The organism is Acinetobacter sp. YH01011 (assembly GCF_013420785.1).
GTDB classification, from domain to species: Bacteria; Pseudomonadota; Gammaproteobacteria; order Pseudomonadales; family Moraxellaceae; genus Acinetobacter; species Acinetobacter towneri.
Map to the genome: position 1 here is coordinate 1 of NZ_VOYG01000003.1, position 21,484 is coordinate 21,484.

Consider the following 21,484-nt stretch of genomic DNA (forward strand, 5'->3'; position numbering starts at 1 on the left):
TTGTGCTGGCGACCATAGCAAGAGTGAACCACCTGATCCCTTCCCGAACTCAGAAGTGAAACCTCTTCGCGCTGATGGTAGTGTGGGGTTACCCATGTGAGAGTAAGTCATCGCCAGCTCATTATTCTAAACACCCTCAACTAGCGTTGAGGGTGTTTTTTTATGTAGAAAAGAAAATATTAAAAACTATAAAAAGTGAAGGCAAAATAAAACCATCAGATGATGATGGTTTTATTACGGCTTAGATAGAAGATTGATTTAAGCGAATAATTGAGTAACGGAACACCATAGAATTGCTAAAATCGCAATCGCAACGATAGGTTCTAGTACTTTAGACCAAGTGGGTACAATTGCTTCTACAGGCTCAATATTTTGATGATCATCGTGGGTATGTTGTTGTACCATTTGATTAAACTCCTTCATTGATGCCTCTAATGATAGCTCTTCTTGAGGAATTGGTTTAGAACCTTTTAACTCTATTAGATCGTTTGTTGACCAAACCCAATCATCCGCTTGACCAGATAAATGTTCAATTTGACCTAGCAATAATTCACCTAGACCTTTATTGCCAAAATTACCAGTTTGATCCAATTGCTTGAGCTCTGTGAGTTGTAAGGCTAAGACTTCACTAATATTCTGTTCAAGCTCAGTTTTGGAGAGAGGTGACTGATTGTGTGGAGATGTGGTGAGTCGACGTGCAATTTCCTGAATATATAATTCATCTTGATGATCAATTTCTTGATAAAGTTTTTGGTTGTCTTCTCGCCACAGACTGACCAGTTTGCCTAAGCTCAGCGCATTGATTTCTTGAATATATTGGTCGCGATCAACAGCATTATATTGTTTCAAAAGCGAGGGCTTTTGAAGTTTAATCTGCGCTGCAAAATATTGTACTAAATCAAAAGCCATTCACTACTCCATTGTTTTAATCTAATAATCTAAGGCTTGGTTTTTTCTTAGTTTGTTCGGTTTTTTCTTCAGTCTTTGATTCTAAAGCATCTTGATCATTTTGGATATGTGCATACTCACTTGGATCAAAGAATAAGCCTTGTCCATTCTCTCTTGCATAGATACCTAAGACGGCATTCATAGGTACATATAAGTCGCGTGATACGCCCCCAAAACGTGCAGAGAAGGTGATTGCATCATTGCTCATGTGTAAGGCATGCACTGCATGTGGAACGATATTTAGGACAATCTGACCATCCTGAATAAATTGTTCAGGAACAAGCGTATTCGGCTGTGTAGCATCGACCAATAAATGTGGTGTGAGTTGGTTATCACAAATCCATTCATAAATTGCACGGGCTAAATAAGGACGGGTTGGACTTAAATTGATTTCAGATTCAGACATAATATGCTCTTTAAGTATGAATTAAAAATTCTTGATAGCGATTTTTTTCTTGCAAAGTCATTGCTTGAGTGAAGGCAGGGCGTGAAAAAATCCGCTGACAATACAGGAAAATTGGACGACAGTGTTGTTGGGGTAATTCTATGCCCATGGCTTTTAGCCGTATAAATAAGGGTGCCAGCATGCAATCTAAAATACTGAAATTTTCTGACATGAAATAAGGATAATGCTGAAATAATGGTGTCAGTGAAATGAGTGTATCACGTAATTTTTTTTGTGCAGCGCGCTGTGTTGTGTACTCTAAGCTATCAGGATGACGTAGCATCTGATCGGCAAGTTTGAACCAGTCTTGTTCAAAGCGCCAAATATATTGTCTTTGTTCTGCACGTGGCATAGGTGCATCTGCATAGAGTTTATTTTGTCGATAACGATCATCCAGATATTCGGAAATAATCGCAGTATTAAAGAGTTTTAAATCGTTTTCTAGCAGCATTGGAAGTTGATTATACGGATTCAGGCTTGCAAGATCTTCATCTTCATAATCGACCAAAATCAGTTGATATTTGATTTGTTTTTCGGCCAGAACGTAACGAATCCAATGTGAGCGAAAGTCGTCCGCATGACTGTAGAGGGTAATGCCTTGTAAGGGTGCGTTCTCGACTGACATAATCCGAAATAAAACCAAATGAATAGAATAGGATACTAAACTTAGCCACTAAAATCACCCAGCAAAGCTGATAAAAGTGTATGAGATATTTGTTGATTGGTTTTCAATTTTTGGACTGTATTGAATTTTGATTTTTGGTGTATGTGAATCCGAATTGTTTATCTGGCTTAAAATGCTCAGCTCGTTGATTTGCATAAAAAAAGCCTTGGAAAATCCAAGGCTTTTTTTGTGTCCGATTCGGTAAACGAATTAACGTTTAGAGAATTGTGGACGTTTACGAGCTTTACGTAAACCAAGTTTCTTACGTTCAACTTCACGAGCATCACGAGTAACGAAACCAGCTTGACGAAGAGCAGGTTTTAAAGTGTCGTCAGATGCGATCAATGCACGAGTAATACCGTGACGGATTGCACCAGCTTGACCACCAATACCACCACCGGCAACAGTGATGTAAAGGTCATATTTTTCAGTAGCTTCAAGAAGCTCTAATGGTTGACGTACGATCATACGAGCAGTTTCACGACCGAAATATTGCTCAAGAGTACGGTTGTTAATTACGAGTTTACCTGTACCAGCTGATAAGAAAACACGTGCAGTTGCGGTCTTACGGCGACCTGTACCATAGTTAGTAGCCATGTGCTGTATCCCTTAGATGTCCAAAACTTGTGGCTGTTGAGCTGTGTGAGGATGCTCAGCACCAGCGTACACTTTCATTTTCTTGATCATAGCATAACCAAGAGGACCTTTTGGCAACATGCCTTTTACAGCGCGTTGGAAGATTTCTTCTGGTTTGTGAGCAACTAATTTCTCGAAATTAGTTTCACGGATACCACCAGGGAAACCAGTGTGGCGATAGTATTTCTTGTCAAGTGATTTGTTACCAGTCACTTGAACTTGCTCAGCATTGATGACAACGATGTAGTCGCCAGTGTCAACGTGAGGAGTATAAGAAGTTTTGTGCTTACCGCGTAAACGACGAGCGATTTCTGTCGCAAGGCGACCTAGAGTTTTGCCAGAAGCATCAACAACGTACCAGTCGTGTTGAACTTCAGCTGGCTTAGCGCTGAGAGTTTTCATTAAACCACTACCTATTATAGTTGGTTTGGACTATGGAAGCTGTCCAAACAAAAAGGAGTCCGAATTCTACCTGAGAATGGGTAGAACTACAATGGAAAAGTCACATTTTAAGCGCTATATTTTATCAAGTTTGGTTATAAAAGCAAAATCACCTCTAGCGACCATTTCACGACAGTAAAAATCAGGTATTGATCTTCTTTATCTAGTGCTGTTTTAGCTTTTTCTGTATGGTCGCAGCTAATAATAATGATGAGGACGGATCACTATGTCTGATGATTTAGAACGCATCGCTACAACGACAAAAGCATTAACGACAGAAGCATTAAAGCCGCAACCAAATAAACTGCTAAAATTTATAGCAGGTTTTTTCATCACATTAATTGCTCTGTATGAACTGGCATTTTTGTTGGTAGGTGCAGCTTATGGTACTGATGTATTTGATTTTATCTTAATCTATTCTGTATTTATGCACATCACCTTGCTCCCTTTTATGCTATATGGCATCGGTGGCTTCATCATGTTGAGTCTATCTGATCAAAACTATCGAGCAGTCACTCAACAAGCGCCCAAAATACTATTTATAGGTTTGTTGTTATGTATGGTCGTGATTGGCATTTCGGAATGGGCGCATCAGATGGGCATCTTAGATAGCCGATTTAGATTAGATTGGAGATAAAACAATTTTGCTCAGGATGGCGCTATAATTCAGCTACACCTAGCTATAGTGGATGAAGCTGCATGCGCCCTTTATATGTCACCAGTGGTGAACCTGCAGGTATTGGACCTGATATTTGTCTAAGTCTGGCAGCTCGACAAGATGAGCGTCCAATTGTGGTATTGGCAGATCATCAATTATTACAACAACGCACCGAAATTCTAAAGCAACAAGTCGAATTGATTGAATATTCAGGTCAGCAACAGCCTGCAGCGCTTGGGCAGTTATATGTTGAGCATGTGCCTTTGGCTGTAGATGTTGAGTTGGGGCATTTAAATGCACAAAATGCAACTTACGTTTTGGAGCAATTACGTCGCTCAGCTTCTTATGCAATGACAGGTAAGAGTGTGGGCGTGGCGACAGCACCCGTGCAAAAATCTATTATTAATGAAGCTGGTATTTCTTTTAGTGGGCACACTGAATATTATCAGGAGTTTGCAGGTGTTGCGCGTGTGGTGATGATGTTAGCCACCAAAACCTTACGCGTTGCCTTGGCGACCACGCATTTACCTTTACGTGCCGTGGCAGATGCCATTACCAAAACACGTTTAGAACAAGTAATTGATATTTTGCTGCACGATTTAAAAAGCAAGTTTAAAATTGAACATCCTAAAGTATTGGTCTGTGGTTTGAACCCACATGCGGGCGAAGATGGGTATTTAGGCATGGAAGAAATTGAGGTGATTAATCCTGTGCTGCAAAATTACCGTAATCGCGGTGAAAATCTCAGTTTAAGTTTACCTGCAGATACTTTATTTACCCCAGAAAATTTAAAAGATGCCGATGCAGTTTTAGCGATGTATCACGATCAGGGTTTACCTGTGTTAAAATCTCAGGGCTTTGGTGAAGCAATCAATATTACTTTAGGCTTACCGTTTATTCGCACTTCAGTCGATCACGGCACAGCGCTCTCCCTCGCAGGTACGGGACTTGCGAAAAGTTCTAGCTTGCATGTTGCTGTCGATTTAGCGCTGGATTTAGCACGTTCATAATTTCAGCTTGGAAATCTTTATGTATCAAATTAATGCCCTAAACCCAAAAGATGAAGGGCATCAGGCTCGTAAACGCTTTGGTCAAAACTTTTTGCATGATCAACGCGTGATTGCCAAAATTGTCCGCTCAGTGAACCCACGTCCAGGCGATAATATTGTCGAGATTGGACCGGGTTTAGCGGCATTGACCTCACCTTTAATTGGTGAGTGTGATGCTTTGACTGTAGTGGAATTAGACCGTGATTTGGCCGCAGGCTTACCGGGACGTGTGCCACATCCTGAGCGTTTAACTATTGTAGAAAGTGATGCGCTGAAATATGACTTTACCGAGTTATTTCAGGAAGGGCGCCCGCTACGTGTGGTTGGAAACTTGCCGTATAACATTTCGACGCCGCTTTTGTTTCATCTCTTAGAGTTTGGTGACAAAGTTAAAGACATGCACTTTATGCTGCAAAAAGAAGTGGTAGATCGTATCACGGCTGAACCGAATACCAAAGAATATGGGCGTTTATCGGTGATGATGCAGTATTACTGTAAGCCAACGTTCTTGTTTGAAGTACCGCCTGGCGCATTTAATCCACCGCCTAAAGTGACTTCTGCAGTATTCCGTTTAGAGCCTTATGTGACTAAACCGATTATTGCCAAAGATGAAAAAGCATTGGCACGTTTGGTGGCGCATGTATTTACCCAACGTCGTAAAACATTGCGCAATAGCTTAAAAGGCATGTTGGCTGAAGATGCGTTTGAACGTGCAGGGGTAGACCCAATGGCACGTCCTGAAACTTTAAGTTTGAGTGCATTTGTCGCATTGGCAGATCAGATGGTGAATTAATGGCAGCAATTCGATACAACTATGTCATTGGTGATGTGCAGGGCTGCTTTGAAGCCTTAAAACTGTTATTAAAAGAAATACAGTTCGATCCCGATCAAGATTTTATTTGGTTTGCAGGCGATTTAGTCGCGCGGGGTGAAAACTCGGTAGGTGCTTTGCGTTTTATTAAAAAACTGGTAGATCGTGGCGTTGCAGCAACGGTGTTAGGCAATCACGATTTAACCTTGTTGGCAGGCGCACGTGGCTTAAAGAAAATCAAAGCACAAGACAACACTCGTGATGTGATTGATGCAATTGACAGTGATGATTTGATTGATTGGTTGCGTAAACAACCATTGTGTCTTTTTCCTAATGAAAACACCATTTTAACTCATGCAGGTATTCCACATATTTGGAATGCGGAACAAACCGCAGCTTTGGCAAAAGAAGTTGAGGCGGTGATTGGGCATGAGGACTTTGAGGTAGTGGATGCATTCTTAAAGGAAATGTATGGGGCAGAACCTGCAGTTTGGTCGGATGATTTAGAGGGGCATGCGCGTTTACGTTGTATTACCAACTATTTGACCCGTATGCGTTTAGCCAATGCACAGGGTGGTTTGGAATTCAGCTTTAAAGATGCCTTAGATGATCCGATGCCAGAAGGTTTTAAACCGTGGTTTGAATATCCATCTTTAGCTGCGCAAACACATCAAATCGTATTTGGTCATTGGGCAGCATTGCAGGGACAAACGGTAGCCGACAATATTCAAAATGTGGATGGCGGTTGTGTGTGGGGCAATCAGCTTGTGGCTTATCGTTTGGAAGATCAGCAATTGTTTGCAGTGGATAATCCGCTGGCAGAATGGTAATAACATTCATCTTTAAAATTTAAAAATGTGATGATGAAATGAAAATAGCCACCTATTGAGGTGGCTATTTTTTATCTTGAATTTTATTGAATTCGAATCCAAGTTTGACTGCGACCTAGTGTAGATACACCCATATAAGCACGTAAAGTTAAACGTTTACCTGTTGAGTTGAGGCGAATTTTTGCATCGTAAATACGACCTGCCAATGGATCAATTACGCGTCCTTTTTCGTAATTGTTGCTGTTTTTGACTTGTTGTAAGCCTTTTAAAATATCCATCCCTAAAATAGGTTGGTCGGTATAAGGCGCAGGGCATTTATTACAAAGTTCACGTGGGGTATAACCCGGACGCGGGGTTACTTTCACAATTTTACCCGTATAGGTTTGATTGGCTTCTTTACGAATTTCGATGACAGCTTTGGGTGAGCCTGTTTTATCATCAATTTGTTGCCAAGTTCCTGCTAAATCTTGTGCCATCGCCAAAGTGCTTAGACTGCCGAAGATGACGGCTATTCCTAAAGCCAATTTCTGAATCATTTTATTTCCCTTACTCGGTCTTTGCGGCTAGTCTAATCTGTGAATTAACGGACACAAAGTCCCGAGTATCCAGAAAAAATGACCGATGAGACACAATTACTCGCTTATTGTTGGCGAATCCACGTTTGTGTCCGACCAATGGCTGAAATTCCGACGTAACCACGTAAAGTGAGACGTTTATTATTAGATGCTAAACGACCTTTCAGGCTATACATTTTGCCTGTAAGTGGATCTAAAATACGCCCATCGGCATAGTTGTTATTTTCCACATGCTTTAAGCCACTAATAATTTCCAAACCGACCAAAGGTTTGTTGGTATAAGGTGCAGGGCAATTCACACACATAGTTTTTGGGGTATAGCCCGGTCTTGGTGTGACTTTGATAATTTTACCAGTAAAGCTGCCATTTTCAGCTTGGGTAATTTCAATCAGGGCTTTGGGTGAACCTGTTTTGTCATCAATACTTTGCCAGATACCTGTTAGGTCTGCAGCAAATGCTGAACCACTGAAGATTAAGCTTGCAAATACACCCATCAATACATTTTTCTTCATATCAGTTCCTTTGATTGTCGAAAGTTATTACAGAGGTTAATTCAAGATATAAAGCGAGTTGTGGTAAGAGTCAATAGATTTGAGGAAATTTTTAATCTTAAACTTGCAGGGAAAATGCTGGAAAAGATGTGAAAAATGCCACGAACGTGTGGCATTTTAAGTGAAAAGTGAATTAATTAAGTTGATGGAATAACTTATAAATTAATCACTTTTAATCCAAGTTTGGCTGCGACCTAAAGCCGATACACCGACATAACCGCGCATGGTCAAACGCTTACCATTATTGCTCAATTTGGCTTTGGTGCTGTAAATATTGCCGCTTAAAGGGTCAATAATTTTCCCGCCTGTGAAATTGGAATTACCTGTATATTTTAAGCCAGTGAGTACATCCATACCTAAAATCGGTTGGTTGGTATAAGGCGCAGGGCAGTTGACACAGGTTTCTCTTGGTGTGTAACCTGGGCGTGGCGTCACTTTAACGATTTTAGCGGTATAGCTACCATTGCTTTCCTGACGAATTTCTAAAATGGCTTTAGATGAACCCGTTTTATCGTCAATGTTTTTCCAAGTTCCTGTAATATCTTGAGCCAGCGCAAAACTACCTAAGGCTGAGCAGATTAAGGCAACGGTGAGTTTCATCTTGACCATGTTCAATGTTCCTTCATTTCGCAAACTGGATATTTCATAATAAAAAGAAAGTGAAATGGTCACAATCTTTAAAAGTGATTGCTCAGTCACATTCTTTGTAAATACAGTATAAATGTTGGCAGCCAAACTGCGGTAAAGACTGCATTGACTGCCATGCCAAAGGCAGCATAACGTCCTGCAACACTGCCACGTTGCCATGCTTGAGCAGTACCAATGGCATGTGCAGCTAAGCCAAGTGCCAAACCTGAAGCACGTTCATCATTGATATGCCTTAAAATAAGTGGTGAAAAAGCAGCACCCACGACACCTGATAAAATCACAATTAATACTGCCAATTGAATCGGTGCTTCTAATAAGGTTGCGATATTAATCGCAATCGGCGTGGTCACTGCACGGGTGGCAAATGCCATAATATCGGCACTGGACATATGTAGCGCATAAGCAAGCCCCATCGGCAGCGCCACAGCACTAAGACTGGCAAAGAACAAAATACCTAAAATCGCTTTGAGGGGTAAATCGTCATAACGCATGGCTGCTAGAGGAATGGCGAGTGCAACTGTCACATAGCCCAATAATTGATTAAACAAAGGGTTGGTTTGTGCGACGTAAGTTTCGTATGGAATCCCGAAAAAATACAACAGTAGCAACACAAAACACATGCCAAAGACAATCACAGGGATTTGCGGGACTTTTTGGTTGCAAGGTTTTGCCAGTAAATATGCAACGAGAGTGATTAAAAAACCATATAGAATTGACAGCATTTTAATCTCCTAAAGCCAGCGTTTTGCCATTTTGGCATACAGCCAAAGCGGGATCAGCGTACTGATAAACAACACAATTAAGAAGATTGGAATTTGTTTGCCCATGTGCGTGAGCATAATTAATGAACCCGCGCTGATGGGTAAAAAGGCAAAGGCACTTTCTTTCATGATTTTGTTGTTGGTATCGACCAGACGAGCAGGAATTTTACTGAGTTTGCGCCATGTAAATAATACCGCCAGTAGGCTGAGCAAACCGACTAAATTGCCTAATTCTGGGTGATTAAATTGGGTCATGATCCATACAGAGGCTTCACGAAACACAATAATCAAAAGGAGTGTGCCGATCCATGCTGGCCAATCGATATGTTTTATCCTGCTCATTTTTGATCTTTCATTAAAATTTTACTTATCACGTTTTAACCGATCTGATCGTCAATTTCAAATGCTTCAAGCGGACGTTTAAATTGTTCTGCCTGTGCACCTAAAATTTCGTCTATCGGTAAATGTGCCTGTTTAATCAGTTGTTCCAGTTTATGTGGTGCCATGCTGACTTGTAGATGTAATTGACCTTCATCATCGTACTGTTCTGCCTGAATGACATTGAGCGCATACAGTTGATTGCGCAGTTTGCCATAAGCAGGTTGTAATTTAAGATCAAACTTTTGAATTTGCCCCATCAAACATTCATGTACGGCTTGTTTTAACAAGTCTAAACCTTGCCCTGAATGTGCCGATACATAGACACGGTCAGGTTGATGCGGTTTTTCATAGATAATTTTGGCTGTTTCGCCTGAGACATCAATTTTATTGTAAACCCGCAAAATAGGTACATCTGCGCCAATTTCTTTTAGCACACCTTCGACTGCTTCAATTTGTTCCAACACATCGGGGCTGCTTGAATCAATCACATGCAGCAATAAACTGGCTTCTAAGGTTTCTTCCAAAGTTGCTTTAAAAGATTCCACCAAAGAGTGAGATAGGTTTCTTACAAAGCCAACGGTGTCGGCCAATACCAGACGTCCGATGCCATCCCATTCTAAACGCCGTAAAGTAGGGTCAAGCGTAGCAAACAGTTGGTCAGCAGCATAGACATCACTTTGCGCCAAAATATTAAATAAGGTCGATTTGCCTGCGTTGGTATAACCGACCAATGAAACGGTAGGAATGGCGGCTTTTTGCCGAGCCACACGACCTTGTGCACGGGTTTGACGGACTTTATCGAGTTTGGTTTTTAGTTGTCCCATGCGAATACGCAATAAGCGTCGGTCAGTTTCAAGCAAGGTTTCCCCAGGACCACGTAAGCCGATACCGCCTTTTTGACTGTCTAAGTTGCTGCGACTACGCACCAAACGTGAAGATAAATGTTGTAATTGTGCCAATTCGACCTGTAATTTACCTTCGTAAGTGCGGGCGCGTTGAGCAAAAATATCTAAAATGAGTTCGGTACGGTCAACCACACGGCATTGCATCACTTTTTCTAAATTACGTGCCTGTGCAGGACTGAGTGCATGATCAAAAATGACCAAATTGGCGTCGTGTTCTTTGACCAATGCGGCAATTTCTTCGGCTTTGCCTGAGCCAATAAAGAGTTTGGCATCGGGTTTACTACGTTGAGTGTGGACGTGTTGTAAAACTTCTGCACCCGCAGATTCAGCCAAGAGCTGAAATTCTTCGGCATCTAGGTCTTCTAAAATTTGGACAGCGACACTGACCAGTACAACACGCTCGCCATCTTGAGGTGGCACAAAATTTTCCACTCAGCGCAATCTCCATGCTAAAGCTATATTCTAGTAGAAAAAATGTTTGTGCAGGGAAATAGATGATTGGATTTTTCCTGCGCCCTGATTTGATGCTATATCAACGTATGTAAACTCAATTATAAGGATGACCCCAATATAGAATTTATCTATTTAGATTTTGCCAAAAGTCGCATGTTTGCATGCAGGTTTCGGTTTTTATTATCAATGCAAGTTCAGATTGAACAGTATAGAATGAGCAAAATATAGACCTTTATACGTTGTTTTGCGTTTAACAATTAGTGATGACCCTATGAACCCAGCTGTTGAAACTCACACATCTCCAATTCATGGTTTTGCAAAGCTTGCTTTGTATAGCAAAAAAGTTCTGGCAACGGCTGGCGCGATTGGTGAAGGGTTTTATTTGGTCTATCGTCATCAATTGTATAAAGACACCAACAACCCGAACAATACGCGCTATGTGCAATATTTTTGCCGTCAATTGTGCAAAGTTTTTAATATTGAAGTGCAAATTCATGGTGAAATTCCGCATGACCCTGCGCTATGGGTCAGTAATCATATTTCGTGGTTAGATGTAGCGGTATTGGGTTCTAGTGCGCGGGTATTTTTTCTGGCCAAAGCTGAAATTGAAAAATGGCCGTTATTGGGTAAGTTAGCCAAAGGTGGGGGGACGCTATTTATTAAGCGTGGCTCTGGCGATTCAGTCAAAATTCGTGAACAAATCACGCAATTTTTAAAACAAGATATTCCTGTATTATTTTTTCCTGAAGCGACCACGTCAGATGGAAGCAAAATTAAAAAAGTGCATGGTCGTATTTTAGGGGCAGCAATTGAAGCCAAACGACCTGTGCAAATTTGTCTGATTTGTTATGTGAATCAGCAAGGTGAGTTAGATACTGTTGCGCCGTTTATTAATGACATGACCTTTGTTGATCATGTGAAAGATGTTTTGGAAATGCCGAAAGTGACAGCGCATTTAATGGCGTTACCTGCAATTGTGGTAGAAGGGCACGATATTGAATCTTTAACTGCTGTGGTACAGGAACGCATGACAGAAGGTTTGGCTGAGTTGCATCGTCAGGTATTAAAACCACAAGTGCTGACATCATAAAACATGCTTAGGCGCATCTTCATGTTAAAGATAGCCTAAGCACATCACATTTTTTTAAGAATAATGGTCATCATCCAACAGCTTCAATATTATGTTGCTACATAAAGCCTTCAATTGGCAGCCATGAGGTAATTTTCATTGCCGCACGTTGATACCATTTCATCCCTGGTTCTTTTTTTAGAATTTGAGTTTCGCCTTGTGGATTTTTCATCTGCCATTGAATGTTTTGTTGCGCATCTAAAACCAGTTTATAAGCATATTTGGATAAATTGACATCCATGGTCTGGTGAACTGCGCGAGCCAATGGTGGACTATTTAAAATTACTCCAATTTCAGTATTTAAATATGCCGAGCGTGGGTCAAAATTAAACGAACCAATAAATACCTGTTTTTCATCCAATGCCATGAGTTTGGCATGTAAACTAGAACGGCTTAAACCTTTCATACTGACTTTGGCTTTTTTGGAAATTTCGTGCGTATGTGTGTTTAGGTTTTCCATTTCAGGTCGCGCCAAAAACTCATACAGCTGCACGTTATTTGCCAATAAATCTTCTCGATATTTGGCGTAAAAAGCATGCACCACAGGAACATCGTTGGCTTTAAAGGAGTTGGTCAGTACGCGTACCTGAACGCCATCATCCGCCAAGTCTTTTAGTTTTTCTGCCCCCGATTGTTCAGGGACAAAATACGCAGAAATAATATCGACACTACTGCTTGGCTTCTCTAAATGCGTCAGCAATTGAAAGTTGAGATGTTCTTCTTTTGAGGCGCGGTCTTTAATTTTACTCGGCGCATCTTTGACCACTTCAGCACTGACCCAATCGAACTTAATACTACGCGTCATCCACTGTTCAATCGCTTTAGAACGAGTCACCAAATCTAAATAATTTTGTACGGTGGCTTCTTGATCGTGCTGTTCTAATTGCTGTTTTAAGCTTTCATAACGCAAGGTGTAATGTTGTGGATTGACCAATTGCTTGACTGAATAAGCATAGTCATCATTCCAGTATTCATCAAAAGAGTGAATAATTTCATCCGAAGCCGAGCCGACTAACATCACATCGACATCAGAAAATTGATAATTGTCGCTGACGTTATAGTATTGATTGCTCATATTGCGCCCACCAATCAGAGAAATTTGGTTATCGGCAATAAAGCTTTTGTTGTGCATACGACGGTTAATACGCTTCAAATCCAAAATCATGTCCATGGCACGATAATGTCGAAAGCGATATGGATTATACAGTTTGATGTCGATGTTGACGTGTTGATCGAGCGCGAGATAAATGCCTTCCATTTTTTTGGCATTGTTATCATCGACCAATAAGCGGACTTTCACCCCACGATCTGCCGCACGAATAATGGCGTGTAGTGCAAGCGCGCCAATTTTATCGTTATCCCAAATATAATATTGTAAATCTAAAGATTTTTCTGCTTTATTAATCAGATAGATACGTGCTGCTAGGGCTTCGAGCGGATCATACAGGACATGATAACCCGTAAGCTGCGGATATTTTTCGCGTAGCGGCAGTACAATTTTGGCCAAACTGGTTTGATCGGTTGGGGTTTCAAACGCCATCCGGATCGGATGTTCAATCTGTTTGGGCAGCGTGCTACAGCCTGAGAGTGTCAAAACGAAGGCGCAACTCAGCCACAAGACGTTGTGCCGAATATTTTGAAATGGAGCGGATGAGCTGCGGTTTGCCAAATTAAATTCCTTTTTAGCACGAGGAGCAAATAAGTTAAAAATAGGGTTTGAGTATAATTGTCAGCTATGAAAAGATAAATATGACAATACAGATATATGACGTGTGTGGGTTAAATGCGACATCTGGGTTTAGCGCAGCATTGAATAGCAGAAGTATGAAGTAATAGAGAATAAATATGTGGGATAACGATTCAGTCGTGTTGTATTTCTATATGGGTATGGCAATTTTGGCGCTGTGGGCAGTTTCGCAAGCATGGCGCAGTCAGGCCAATACAGAAACCATTCACCCGTTTAAGGCCTTTGTGCATTTGTTGGTATTTTATTTGTCTTACCTGTTGCCGCCTTTGGTTTTTTTTAGTGTCTATGCGGGTATTCAGGGCTATTACTCCATCCACGAAGCGATTTTTGTATTTTTAGTCAGTGCTGTGTTGAGCTATGCGCGTTTTATTGAACCGCATTTGATTCAAGTCAAAACTACCAAATATCAAATTCATGCAGATCGCCGTTTATTAAAGCCTGTCAAAATTGCTTTAATTGCAGATTTACATATTGGCTTGTTTTCTGGGCATGAGCGTCAATTGAAGCAAATTGTGAAAAAACTCAATTTGCAAAACCCCGATATTGTCGTTGTAGCAGGCGACTGGACTTATGAGCCTGAAAATAAATTGGTCGAAGAATTGGCGGTATTAAAAGAAATTTGTGCGCCTGTATATTCGGTAAATGGTAATCATGATGAGCAGTATCCTGGCCCGCCCATTCAAGAGCTGTTAAAAACGGCTTTAGAACAAAATAACGTGATTGATATTGAAGGTAGAATTGTCGAGTTTGATGAGTTTCGTTTGCTCGGTATTGGCGATTTATGGGCAGGTAAAACCGACATGCGCTATATGCCCGATTTACCTCAGGATAAGCCGTGGGTGTTGTTATCACATAACCCCGATACAGTGGATATGGTGCCAAAATTGCCGACACGTCCGTTGATGTTGGCAGGACATACCCATGGTGGGCAGGTTGAACTGCCGTGGCTGACCGATTATGTGATGAAAAAAGTATCTATTTTAGGGCATAAAAAGGGGTTATATCGCCATGATCATGCCGATGTATTTGTGACTGTAGGGACAGGAATGGTCGGTGTTCCTTTTCGTTTTGGTGTGCCGCCCACGATTGATATTATTGAATTATTGTAAGCACCGTCACCATCGCCTACATGAAAAAAACCAGCCGAGGCTGGTTTTTTGATGCAATTTTTGCGCTTAAATTTGATTGTTTACATCATCATGCTTGGTTTCTCGAATCATTAAAAATGCGATTAAAGACAAGATGGATGCTGCACTTAAATAATAACCAACTGCAGCCAAGCCATAAGTGGTGGCAAGTTTGGTGGCAATGAGTGGGGCAAACGATGCGCCAAAAATACCCGCCAAGTTAAAGGTGAGTGCGGAGCCTGTATAGCGTACAGATGTTGGGAAAATTTCAGACAATACTGTACCAATGGGCCCGTAAGTAAGTCCCATAATTGCCAAGCCAATACACAGGAAAATAAATACAATCCACGTGCTGCCTGAAGCAAGCATATCGGCAAAAAATAAGCCAAAAATTGCAGAGATGATGCACACTGCGATAGAGGTGGTTTTACGTCCAAATTTTTCGGCTAAAACGGCTGAGAGGGGAATAAAAGCAGCAAAACACAATGTGGCTAGTAGTTGAAGTTTTAAGAATTCTTCACGTGAATAACCCAGTTGTTTGGTGCCCCATTGCAAGGCAAATACCGTAGTCAGATAAAACACCACAAAGGTACAAATTGCAGCGATTGTACCGAGCACTAACATTTTAGCGTGTTTTTTAAAGACCTGAATAAATGGCACATTGACTTCTTTTTGTTTATTCAACACTTTTTGGAAGGCAGGCGTTTCATGCAGTTTTAAGCGAATCCATAAACCGACAATCACCAATAAGGCACTCGAAATAAACGGGATGCGCCAGCCCCATGTCATAAAGTCTTGCTCAGACATCAGCGCACCTAAAATAAGGAATGAACCTGTGGCAAGAATAAAACCAATCGGAGCGCCCAATTGTGGGAACATGCCATACCAAGCACGTTTACCTTCAGGGGCATTTTCTGTGGCTAACAGTACTGCTCCCGACCATTCACCGCCCAAGCCTAAACCTTGCCCTAAGCGACACAACGCCAACAGTAATGGCGCGATAATCCCAATTTGTGCATACGTCGGCAGTAAACCAATACAGACTGTAGAAATTCCCATGGTCAATAATGCCGCGACCAAAGTGGCTTTGCGTCCAATCCGATCTCCTAAATGTCCAAATAAAGCTGCGCCAATTGGACGGGCGATAAAGGCAATTGCAAAGGTGGCGAGAGATTGAATGGTTGCCGTCATTGGGTCAGTACTGATCGGAAAGAACAGATACGGGAAAATAATGACTGCCGCAGTGGCGTAGATATAAAAGTCAAAAAACTCGATGGTGGTACCGACCAAGCTTGCAGTCAGTACTCGAAATTTAGAATTTTGAGTCGGCTGTTCAGCGGCAGCAGTAGATGAAGATGCCATACAGGACCTTATGTAAAGTGAATTTTAAATGAAAGTGCAATTTGGCACAGACCGCACTGGCAGAAAAATAGTAGATACTTCTTGTAGTTATACTTTTTTGAACAAGAAGTCGGTTACAAAACTGCATCCATGAACACCATTCAAATCTGATCGTTTTATCTGTAAGACATGAGCGATATTCAGCGTTAAATCACATACAGATAAATTGCCAGAAAGTGTGCGCCTGCACCAATTAAGACAAATACATGCCAAATTGCGTGGGTATATCTTACGCGTTTTAAGGCATAAAACAATGCACCCACGGTGTAGGCAATGCCGCCAATTAGCAAAAAGGTCAGGGCTTGGCTGCTTAAATAGGCTTGCATATCGTCCATGACCAGAACGGCTAACCAACCCATCACCAAGTAGGCAATTAAAGAAATTTTATGAAAACGGTTGATAAATACCAGTTTAAATAGGGTGCCAATCAGGGCAATAATCCACAGGGCAATTAACAAATATTGTGCTTTTTGAGTAGGAATCGCGATGGATAAAAATGGGGTATAAGTCCCTGCAATTAAATAATAAATTGCGGTGTGATCTAACTTTTTATAAAAATAACGACGGTCTGCTGCGGTTGCCATGTGATACAGCATTGAAGCAGAAAAAAGCAGTACCATGCTTATTGCATAGGCCCACAAACCTAGCCATTGTCCCGTACTTAAATACGCACCTTTAATGATTAAAAGAATACCTGCAATAAATGCCAAAGCCGCACCAACACCATGGCTCAGATAGTTAATCCGTTCTTCTTGCAGGTCATAATCAGGCACTAAAGGGGCATTTAATTTCATGGCGAATCTGCTTTAATTTCTTTAATTATACAACTGTATCGTAATTCAATTTTGCTTTTAGGGTAATAACAATTAAACTTGAATTGTAATTTTTTCAGGTTTTTATTATGTCGACTTTGGCTTCTCCCTCTGTGCAGGAACAACAATTCTTAGAGGCTTTTCAGCAAGCCATTGATACACAAAAGCTTGATCGTGTGGTGCTGAGTCAATATAAAGGCGAACTGGAACAATTAGAAAAAATCACCTTACGGGTGATTCAGCTAAATCAAGACACCGTTTTAACTTGTTTGTATCGCCATAAAACGCAGGATATCACCAAAAACTATCCTTTGGCAGAAGCACAGATACAATTGAGTCACTTATTGGCAGATTGTAAACAGGCCAATTTATTTACGACAGATCAGGAAATTCAGCTAAAAAAGAACAAAAAGAAAGCCATGCTCAGCATTAGTAAAACAGCACCGACTATAGCGAAACCGAAAGAACCACAAGGACATGACCGAGAAAAGCAGCGTTATGTCGATCAATCCAGCCCATTTTTACAACACTTGGGGATTAGCGATGCCAAAGCGCAAATTATTCCGAGCATGGCGCGTAAATGGAAACAGATTAATAAATTTATTGAAATTTTTTCGGGTGCCTTGGCGCAAATCAAAATTTCGGAAAATACCTTGCGCGTGGTGGATTTTGGTTCAGGCAAAGGCTATTTAACTTTTGCGCTCTATGACTATTTGCAAAAGCAGCAATTTATTCCCTTTGTGACTGGGGTGGAACTAAACCCGAAAATGGTTGAGTTTTGTCAGTCGGTGGCGAGTGCTTCAGACTTTCAGCAGCTAGATTTTTTTCAGGGCGATGTGCGCACCTATCAGCCAGAACATTTAGATGTAATGATTGCTTTGCATGCCTGTGATGTCGCCACCGATTTTGCAATTCATACTGGTATTCGCCTGAATGCACAAATGATTATGTGCGCGCCGTGTTGCCATAAAGAGTTGCGTCCACAATTACAAAGCCCAAGCGTGTTGCAACCGATGCTGCAATTTGGCATTCATGCAGGGTAACAGGCGGAAATGTTAACCGATACCATCCGCGCTTTATTGCTCAAAGCCTATGGTTATGACACCAAAGTTTTTGAGTTTGTCGCTTTAGAACACACCAGTAAAAACAAAATGATTTTGGCAACCAAACGTCAAAATTGGAGTGAACCTGATCAAGCAGTTTTGGCACAAATTCGTGATTTAAAAACCATGTACGGTATTCAAAAACATTCTTTGGAGTTGTTGTTGAACGATCAGTGGGATCAACAGGGCATTGGTTCTAAGTGCTAAGCAAGATGGAACAGGATATAAAGATGCAAGATTATGAAATTCAATCGGGCACTTGGACACAATTTGCTGCAGAGGCCAAATCTATTCGTGAGCAAGTCTTTATTCAGGAACAGCGAATTGCGCCTGAAGATGAGTGGGATGCACAAGATGCAGTTGCCTTGCATTTTGTGGTCTATGCAACTGGACAGGCGATTGCAACAGCACGTTTACTGGAAAATCACAGTATTGGACGGGTCGCAGTGTTGAAATCACAGCGCGGTTTAGGTGTGGGACGTGTTTTAATGCAGCATATTATTCAGGTGGCAAAGCAGCAGCAACGTCCGTGGGTCAAGTTGTCTGCGCAGGAACACGCGATTCCGTTTTATCAAAGTTTGAGTTTTCAGGTTGAGGGTGAGTCGTATTTAGATTGTGGTATTCCGCATGTAGATATGCGATTGATATTTTAAATGAATTGTCGATAGTCCTGATTTTAATCGTGCAAAATAAAAATCGCCATGATGGAATGTGATCATGGCGATTTCTTTTTATAAACTGTATGAACAGAGCCGCTAGCGCATATTAATGTCCATGTGCGGGTGCTGGCTCATGGTTTTCAGGCATATTGGCATGTTCTGTTTCAGTCATACCGTGTGCATCTGCAGTTTCAGCAGCCAAAGCTTCACGTGCTTCACGATCTGCTTGTGCTTTTGCCAATGCTTCTTGTGACATAGCTGGCGCATTTTTAAAGGCGTGTTGCTGAGTATTCTGCTTTTGTTGCTGGCTAGGCATGTAGTCAGGTTCATTCGTGACCGCTAACCAGAAAATAAACATGAAAATTCCACCCAAAATACAGAAAATAAAGAGTGCTTTCCAACCCCAAGGTGATTTTTCAGGAGTAAGGCGTTCGGTCATGTGCATCTACCCAATTTGAATCTAAATCTTAAAATTATGTAACTTTATAACATAAAATGCATGAAAAACGGATTAAATTCTATTTATGCAGGGATATTCATTGTAATTTTGAGCAAATAAAAAGAGGGATGATGTATCCCTCTCAGATTGCTTTAAATTTAAAGTTTAGCTTTAAATGCTTTTAGCACCTGCAGCAACACGATCTTGCAAGATTTTAGGTGGGGTAAAACGCTCGCCATATTCAGCAGTAAGTTGCTGTGCTCGTGCCAAAGCCTGTGTTAAACCATATTGATTCAAAAATTGTAAAGCACCACCTGTCCATGCAGGGAAGCCAATGCCAAAAATTGAACCAACATTGGCATCAATGACAGATTCTAAAACACCTTCTTCCAAGCAACGTAAGCTGTCCAGTGCTTGTACAAATAAGAAACGGTTAATCATCTCTTGTTCAGCGATTTCGGTATTTTGATACCAATGACTTAATCCCGACCAAAGCTGTTTTTTACCCTGTTCAGGGTAGTCATAAAAGCCTGCACCTGCAGCTTTGCCTTTACGTGAGAATTGATGAATCATGGTTTGAATGACTTCATCTGCACTCGACAGTGGTCGGTCTTTTCCTTCGGCTTGCAGCGCCTTACGTGCTTCCTGTGCCACGTGTTCAGATAAGGTTAAAGATACTTCATCCTGAATAGCAAGTGGGCCAACAGGCATACCTGCTTTTAAAGCTGCCATTTCAATTTTGGCAGGATGTACGCCTTCTGCCAGTAAGCGCAAGCCTTCCTGCACAAAAGTGCCAAACACCCGACTGGTAAAAAAGCCACGTCTGTCATTGACTACAATCGGTGTTTTACCAATGTGTTGCACAAAGTCATATGCTTTTGCCAAAGTATCGGCAGAGGTGTTTTTTCCTTTAATGATTTCTACCAACGGCATTTTATCGACAGGACTAAAGAAATGCAGTCCAATAAAGCGCTGTTGATCTTGCGCAGCTTGGGCAAGCCCGCTTATTGGCAAAGTTGAGGTATTGGATGCCATCACACCTTGTTCTGCCAGAAAAACTTCGGCTTCTTGTGTGACTTGCGCCTTGAGTTGAGGATTTTCAAATACCGCCTCAATAATCAAATCACAGCCTTGTAAATCGGCAGCCTGTGCCGTTGGATGAATATTGGCTAAGACTTGTGCTGCTCGCTCTGCACTTATACGACCTTGCGATACTTGTTTATCCAATAGTTTTTGACTGTAAGCTTTGCCTTTTTCAGCTTGTTCGATGGATACATCTTTAAGAACAACCGCAATGCCTTTGCTTGCTGTGGCATAAGCAATGCCTGCGCCCATCATGCCTGCACCTAAAATGCCGACTTTTTGAGTTTGATGCGGTGCAATGCCTTGCGGACGGCCACTGCCCGATTTAATCGCATTCAGCCCATGCCAAAAGGTGCCAATCATATTTTTAGAAATTTGACCTGTTGCGAGCTGGGTAAAATAGCGAGATTCAATGCGTAAGGCTGTATCGACATCAACCTGCGCACCTTCTACTGCTGCACTCAAAATTGCTTCAGGCGCAGGGTAACAGCCTTTGGTTTTGTCGCGTAGCATGGCAGGAGCAGTGGAAAGCATTTGCGCGACAGCAGGTGTAGATGGTGTTCCCCCAGGGATTTTATAGTCTTTGACATCAAATACTTGTTGTGATTGAGGATGTGCAAGAATCCAGTCTTGGGCTTTGCTGAGTAATTCTGTTTCATTTTCAGCAAGATCATGGATTAAACCTAAACTTTGTGCTTTTTCCACACTCAGCTGTTTGCCTTCCATCAACAGCGGCAGGGCAGTTTGTAAACCCAATAAACGTACCATCCGCACAATACCACCGCCACCAGGCAATAAACCTAAAGTCACTTCGGGTAAACCAAACTTGGTTTTTGCATCACGAATTGCAATACGATGATGACAGCACAGAGCAAGTTCCCATCCGCCGCCGAGTGCCGTGCCATTTAAGGCAGCTACCACAGGAATACCACGGGTTTCAATATAACGCAGCTGTGCTTTTAGGTTTTCAATCATCTGAAAAAATGAGCTGGCATGCTCAGGCTGTACTTGAATCAACTCATCTAAGTCACCGCCTGCAAAAAAGGTTTTTTTCGCAGAGGCGAAAATGATTCCCGCCACTTGTTCGTCTGCTTTTAACTTTTGTACCACTTGCGCTAATGCATCTCTAAAGTCAGCATTCATGGTGTTGGCAGATTGATTTGGTGAGTCAAAGGTTAGAATGACAATGTTATCGGCATTTTTATAATAGTGAATGGCGCTCATTTTT

Annotated in this window: 23 protein-coding genes, 1 rRNA gene and 1 pseudogene; 9 read left to right on the forward strand and 16 right to left on the reverse strand. The window is 41.5% G+C overall.

What is annotated here, in order from left to right; translation table 11 throughout:
- Positions 1–4: 4 nt before the first annotated feature.
- Positions 5–119, forward strand: a 5S ribosomal RNA gene (gene rrf / locus FTT78_RS02600).
- 139 nt (positions 120–258) lie between these two features.
- Here the strand turns inward: rrf and FTT78_RS02605 are convergent.
- The 5 genes from FTT78_RS02605 to rplM form a co-directional block, all read right to left on the reverse strand.
- Positions 259–909, reverse strand: a complete 651-nt coding sequence (locus tag FTT78_RS02605) for a hypothetical protein (protein ID WP_004972488.1) — start codon at positions 907–909, stop codon at positions 259–261.
- Between the two features lie 16 nt (positions 910–925).
- Positions 926–1,354 carry a ClpXP protease specificity-enhancing factor gene (locus tag FTT78_RS02610; protein ID WP_180043543.1) on the reverse strand — a complete coding sequence of 143 codons (429 nt, stop codon included), beginning with the start codon at positions 1,352–1,354 and terminating at the stop codon, positions 926–928.
- A 10-nt stretch (positions 1,355–1,364) separates the two neighbouring features.
- Positions 1,365–2,018, reverse strand: coding sequence for a glutathione S-transferase N-terminal domain-containing protein (locus FTT78_RS02615; RefSeq protein ID WP_136144145.1), 654 nt, complete (start codon positions 2,016–2,018; stop codon positions 1,365–1,367).
- Positions 2,019–2,267: 249 nt separating this feature from the next.
- The gene (gene rpsI, locus FTT78_RS02620) at positions 2,268–2,654 is read right to left on the reverse strand and encodes a 30S ribosomal protein S9 (RefSeq protein WP_004972483.1); all 387 of its coding nucleotides are present in this window, start codon (positions 2,652–2,654) and stop codon (positions 2,268–2,270) included.
- 12 nt (positions 2,655–2,666) lie between these two features.
- Entirely contained in the window at positions 2,667–3,095 is a 429-nt protein-coding gene (gene rplM / locus FTT78_RS02625; RefSeq protein ID WP_004909012.1) for a 50S ribosomal protein L13, read from the reverse strand.
- Between the two features lie 265 nt (positions 3,096–3,360).
- On the opposite strand from rplM, the gene FTT78_RS02630 reads away from it, so the two are divergent.
- From FTT78_RS02630 to FTT78_RS02645, 4 genes are all read left to right on the forward strand, one after another.
- Positions 3,361–3,771, forward strand: a complete 411-nt coding sequence (locus tag FTT78_RS02630; RefSeq protein ID WP_180043545.1) for a hypothetical protein — start codon at positions 3,361–3,363, stop codon at positions 3,769–3,771.
- Positions 3,772–3,833: 62 nt separating this feature from the next.
- A complete protein-coding gene (gene pdxA, locus FTT78_RS02635; protein WP_096901579.1) occupies positions 3,834–4,802 on the forward strand; it encodes a 4-hydroxythreonine-4-phosphate dehydrogenase PdxA in 969 nt (322 codons plus the stop codon).
- A gap of 19 nt (positions 4,803–4,821) precedes the next feature.
- Positions 4,822–5,634, forward strand: a complete 813-nt coding sequence (gene rsmA, locus FTT78_RS02640) for a 16S rRNA (adenine(1518)-N(6)/adenine(1519)-N(6))-dimethyltransferase RsmA (protein ID WP_004972477.1) — start codon at positions 4,822–4,824, stop codon at positions 5,632–5,634.
- Entirely contained in the window at positions 5,634–6,482 is an 849-nt protein-coding gene (locus FTT78_RS02645; protein ID WP_096901578.1) for a symmetrical bis(5'-nucleosyl)-tetraphosphatase, read from the forward strand. Before rsmA ends, FTT78_RS02645 begins: the two co-directional genes overlap by 1 nt.
- A gap of 83 nt (positions 6,483–6,565) precedes the next feature.
- On the opposite strand, the gene FTT78_RS02650 is transcribed toward FTT78_RS02645, so the two are convergent.
- From FTT78_RS02650 to hflX, 6 genes are all read right to left on the reverse strand, one after another.
- Positions 6,566–7,018, reverse strand: a complete 453-nt coding sequence (locus tag FTT78_RS02650; RefSeq protein WP_004972473.1) for a DUF2147 domain-containing protein — start codon at positions 7,016–7,018, stop codon at positions 6,566–6,568.
- A 104-nt stretch (positions 7,019–7,122) separates the two neighbouring features.
- On the reverse strand, positions 7,123–7,569 hold the full coding sequence (locus FTT78_RS02655; protein ID WP_004972472.1) for a DUF2147 domain-containing protein: 447 nt from the start codon (positions 7,567–7,569) through the stop codon (positions 7,123–7,125).
- Between the two features lie 201 nt (positions 7,570–7,770).
- A complete protein-coding gene (locus tag FTT78_RS02660; protein WP_104853073.1) occupies positions 7,771–8,217 on the reverse strand; it encodes a DUF2147 domain-containing protein in 447 nt (148 codons plus the stop codon).
- Between the two features lie 86 nt (positions 8,218–8,303).
- Complete coding sequence (locus FTT78_RS02665; RefSeq protein WP_004972468.1) at positions 8,304–8,978, reverse strand: LrgB family protein; 675 nt, start codon at positions 8,976–8,978, stop codon at positions 8,304–8,306.
- A 9-nt stretch (positions 8,979–8,987) separates the two neighbouring features.
- Positions 8,988–9,359 carry a hypothetical protein gene (locus FTT78_RS02670; protein WP_004972466.1) on the reverse strand — a complete coding sequence of 124 codons (372 nt, stop codon included), beginning with the start codon at positions 9,357–9,359 and terminating at the stop codon, positions 8,988–8,990.
- Between the two features lie 35 nt (positions 9,360–9,394).
- A complete protein-coding gene (gene hflX, locus FTT78_RS02675) occupies positions 9,395–10,735 on the reverse strand; it encodes a ribosome rescue GTPase HflX (protein WP_167845795.1) in 1,341 nt (446 codons plus the stop codon).
- Between the two features lie 292 nt (positions 10,736–11,027).
- Between hflX and FTT78_RS02680 the strand changes: the two genes are divergently transcribed.
- A complete protein-coding gene (locus tag FTT78_RS02680) occupies positions 11,028–11,846 on the forward strand; it encodes a 1-acyl-sn-glycerol-3-phosphate acyltransferase (protein ID WP_096901584.1) in 819 nt (272 codons plus the stop codon).
- Positions 11,847–11,943: 97 nt separating this feature from the next.
- On the opposite strand, the gene FTT78_RS02685 is transcribed toward FTT78_RS02680, so the two are convergent.
- Positions 11,944–13,554 carry a phospholipase D family protein gene (locus FTT78_RS02685; protein WP_257221695.1) on the reverse strand — a complete coding sequence of 537 codons (1,611 nt, stop codon included), beginning with the start codon at positions 13,552–13,554 and terminating at the stop codon, positions 11,944–11,946.
- Positions 13,555–13,730: 176 nt separating this feature from the next.
- Between FTT78_RS02685 and FTT78_RS02690 the strand changes: the two genes are divergently transcribed.
- The gene (locus tag FTT78_RS02690) at positions 13,731–14,741 is read left to right on the forward strand and encodes a metallophosphoesterase (protein ID WP_131260738.1); all 1,011 of its coding nucleotides are present in this window, start codon (positions 13,731–13,733) and stop codon (positions 14,739–14,741) included.
- A 66-nt stretch (positions 14,742–14,807) separates the two neighbouring features.
- On the opposite strand, the gene FTT78_RS02695 is transcribed toward FTT78_RS02690, so the two are convergent.
- On the reverse strand, positions 14,808–16,121 hold the full coding sequence (locus FTT78_RS02695; protein ID WP_131260737.1) for an MFS transporter: 1,314 nt from the start codon (positions 16,119–16,121) through the stop codon (positions 14,808–14,810).
- 185 nt (positions 16,122–16,306) lie between these two features.
- Positions 16,307–16,954 carry a hemolysin III family protein gene (locus FTT78_RS02700; RefSeq protein ID WP_004972459.1) on the reverse strand — a complete coding sequence of 216 codons (648 nt, stop codon included), beginning with the start codon at positions 16,952–16,954 and terminating at the stop codon, positions 16,307–16,309.
- Between the two features lie 107 nt (positions 16,955–17,061).
- Between FTT78_RS02700 and FTT78_RS02705 the strand changes: the two are divergent.
- Together FTT78_RS02705 and FTT78_RS02710 are read left to right on the forward strand one after the other, a co-directional pair.
- Positions 17,062–18,282, forward strand: a pseudogene (locus FTT78_RS02705) (SAM-dependent methyltransferase).
- 23 nt (positions 18,283–18,305) lie between these two features.
- Entirely contained in the window at positions 18,306–18,728 is a 423-nt protein-coding gene (locus FTT78_RS02710; protein ID WP_004972455.1) for a GNAT family N-acetyltransferase, read from the forward strand.
- A gap of 112 nt (positions 18,729–18,840) precedes the next feature.
- Here FTT78_RS02710 and FTT78_RS02715 read toward each other — a convergent pair whose 3' ends face one another.
- Positions 18,841–19,173 carry a hypothetical protein gene (locus tag FTT78_RS02715; RefSeq protein ID WP_004972453.1) on the reverse strand — a complete coding sequence of 111 codons (333 nt, stop codon included), beginning with the start codon at positions 19,171–19,173 and terminating at the stop codon, positions 18,841–18,843.
- Between the two features lie 171 nt (positions 19,174–19,344).
- On the reverse strand, positions 19,345–21,480 hold the full coding sequence (locus tag FTT78_RS02720; protein ID WP_180043547.1) for a 3-hydroxyacyl-CoA dehydrogenase NAD-binding domain-containing protein: 2,136 nt from the start codon (positions 21,478–21,480) through the stop codon (positions 19,345–19,347).
- Between the last annotated feature and the right edge of the window lie 4 nt (positions 21,481–21,484).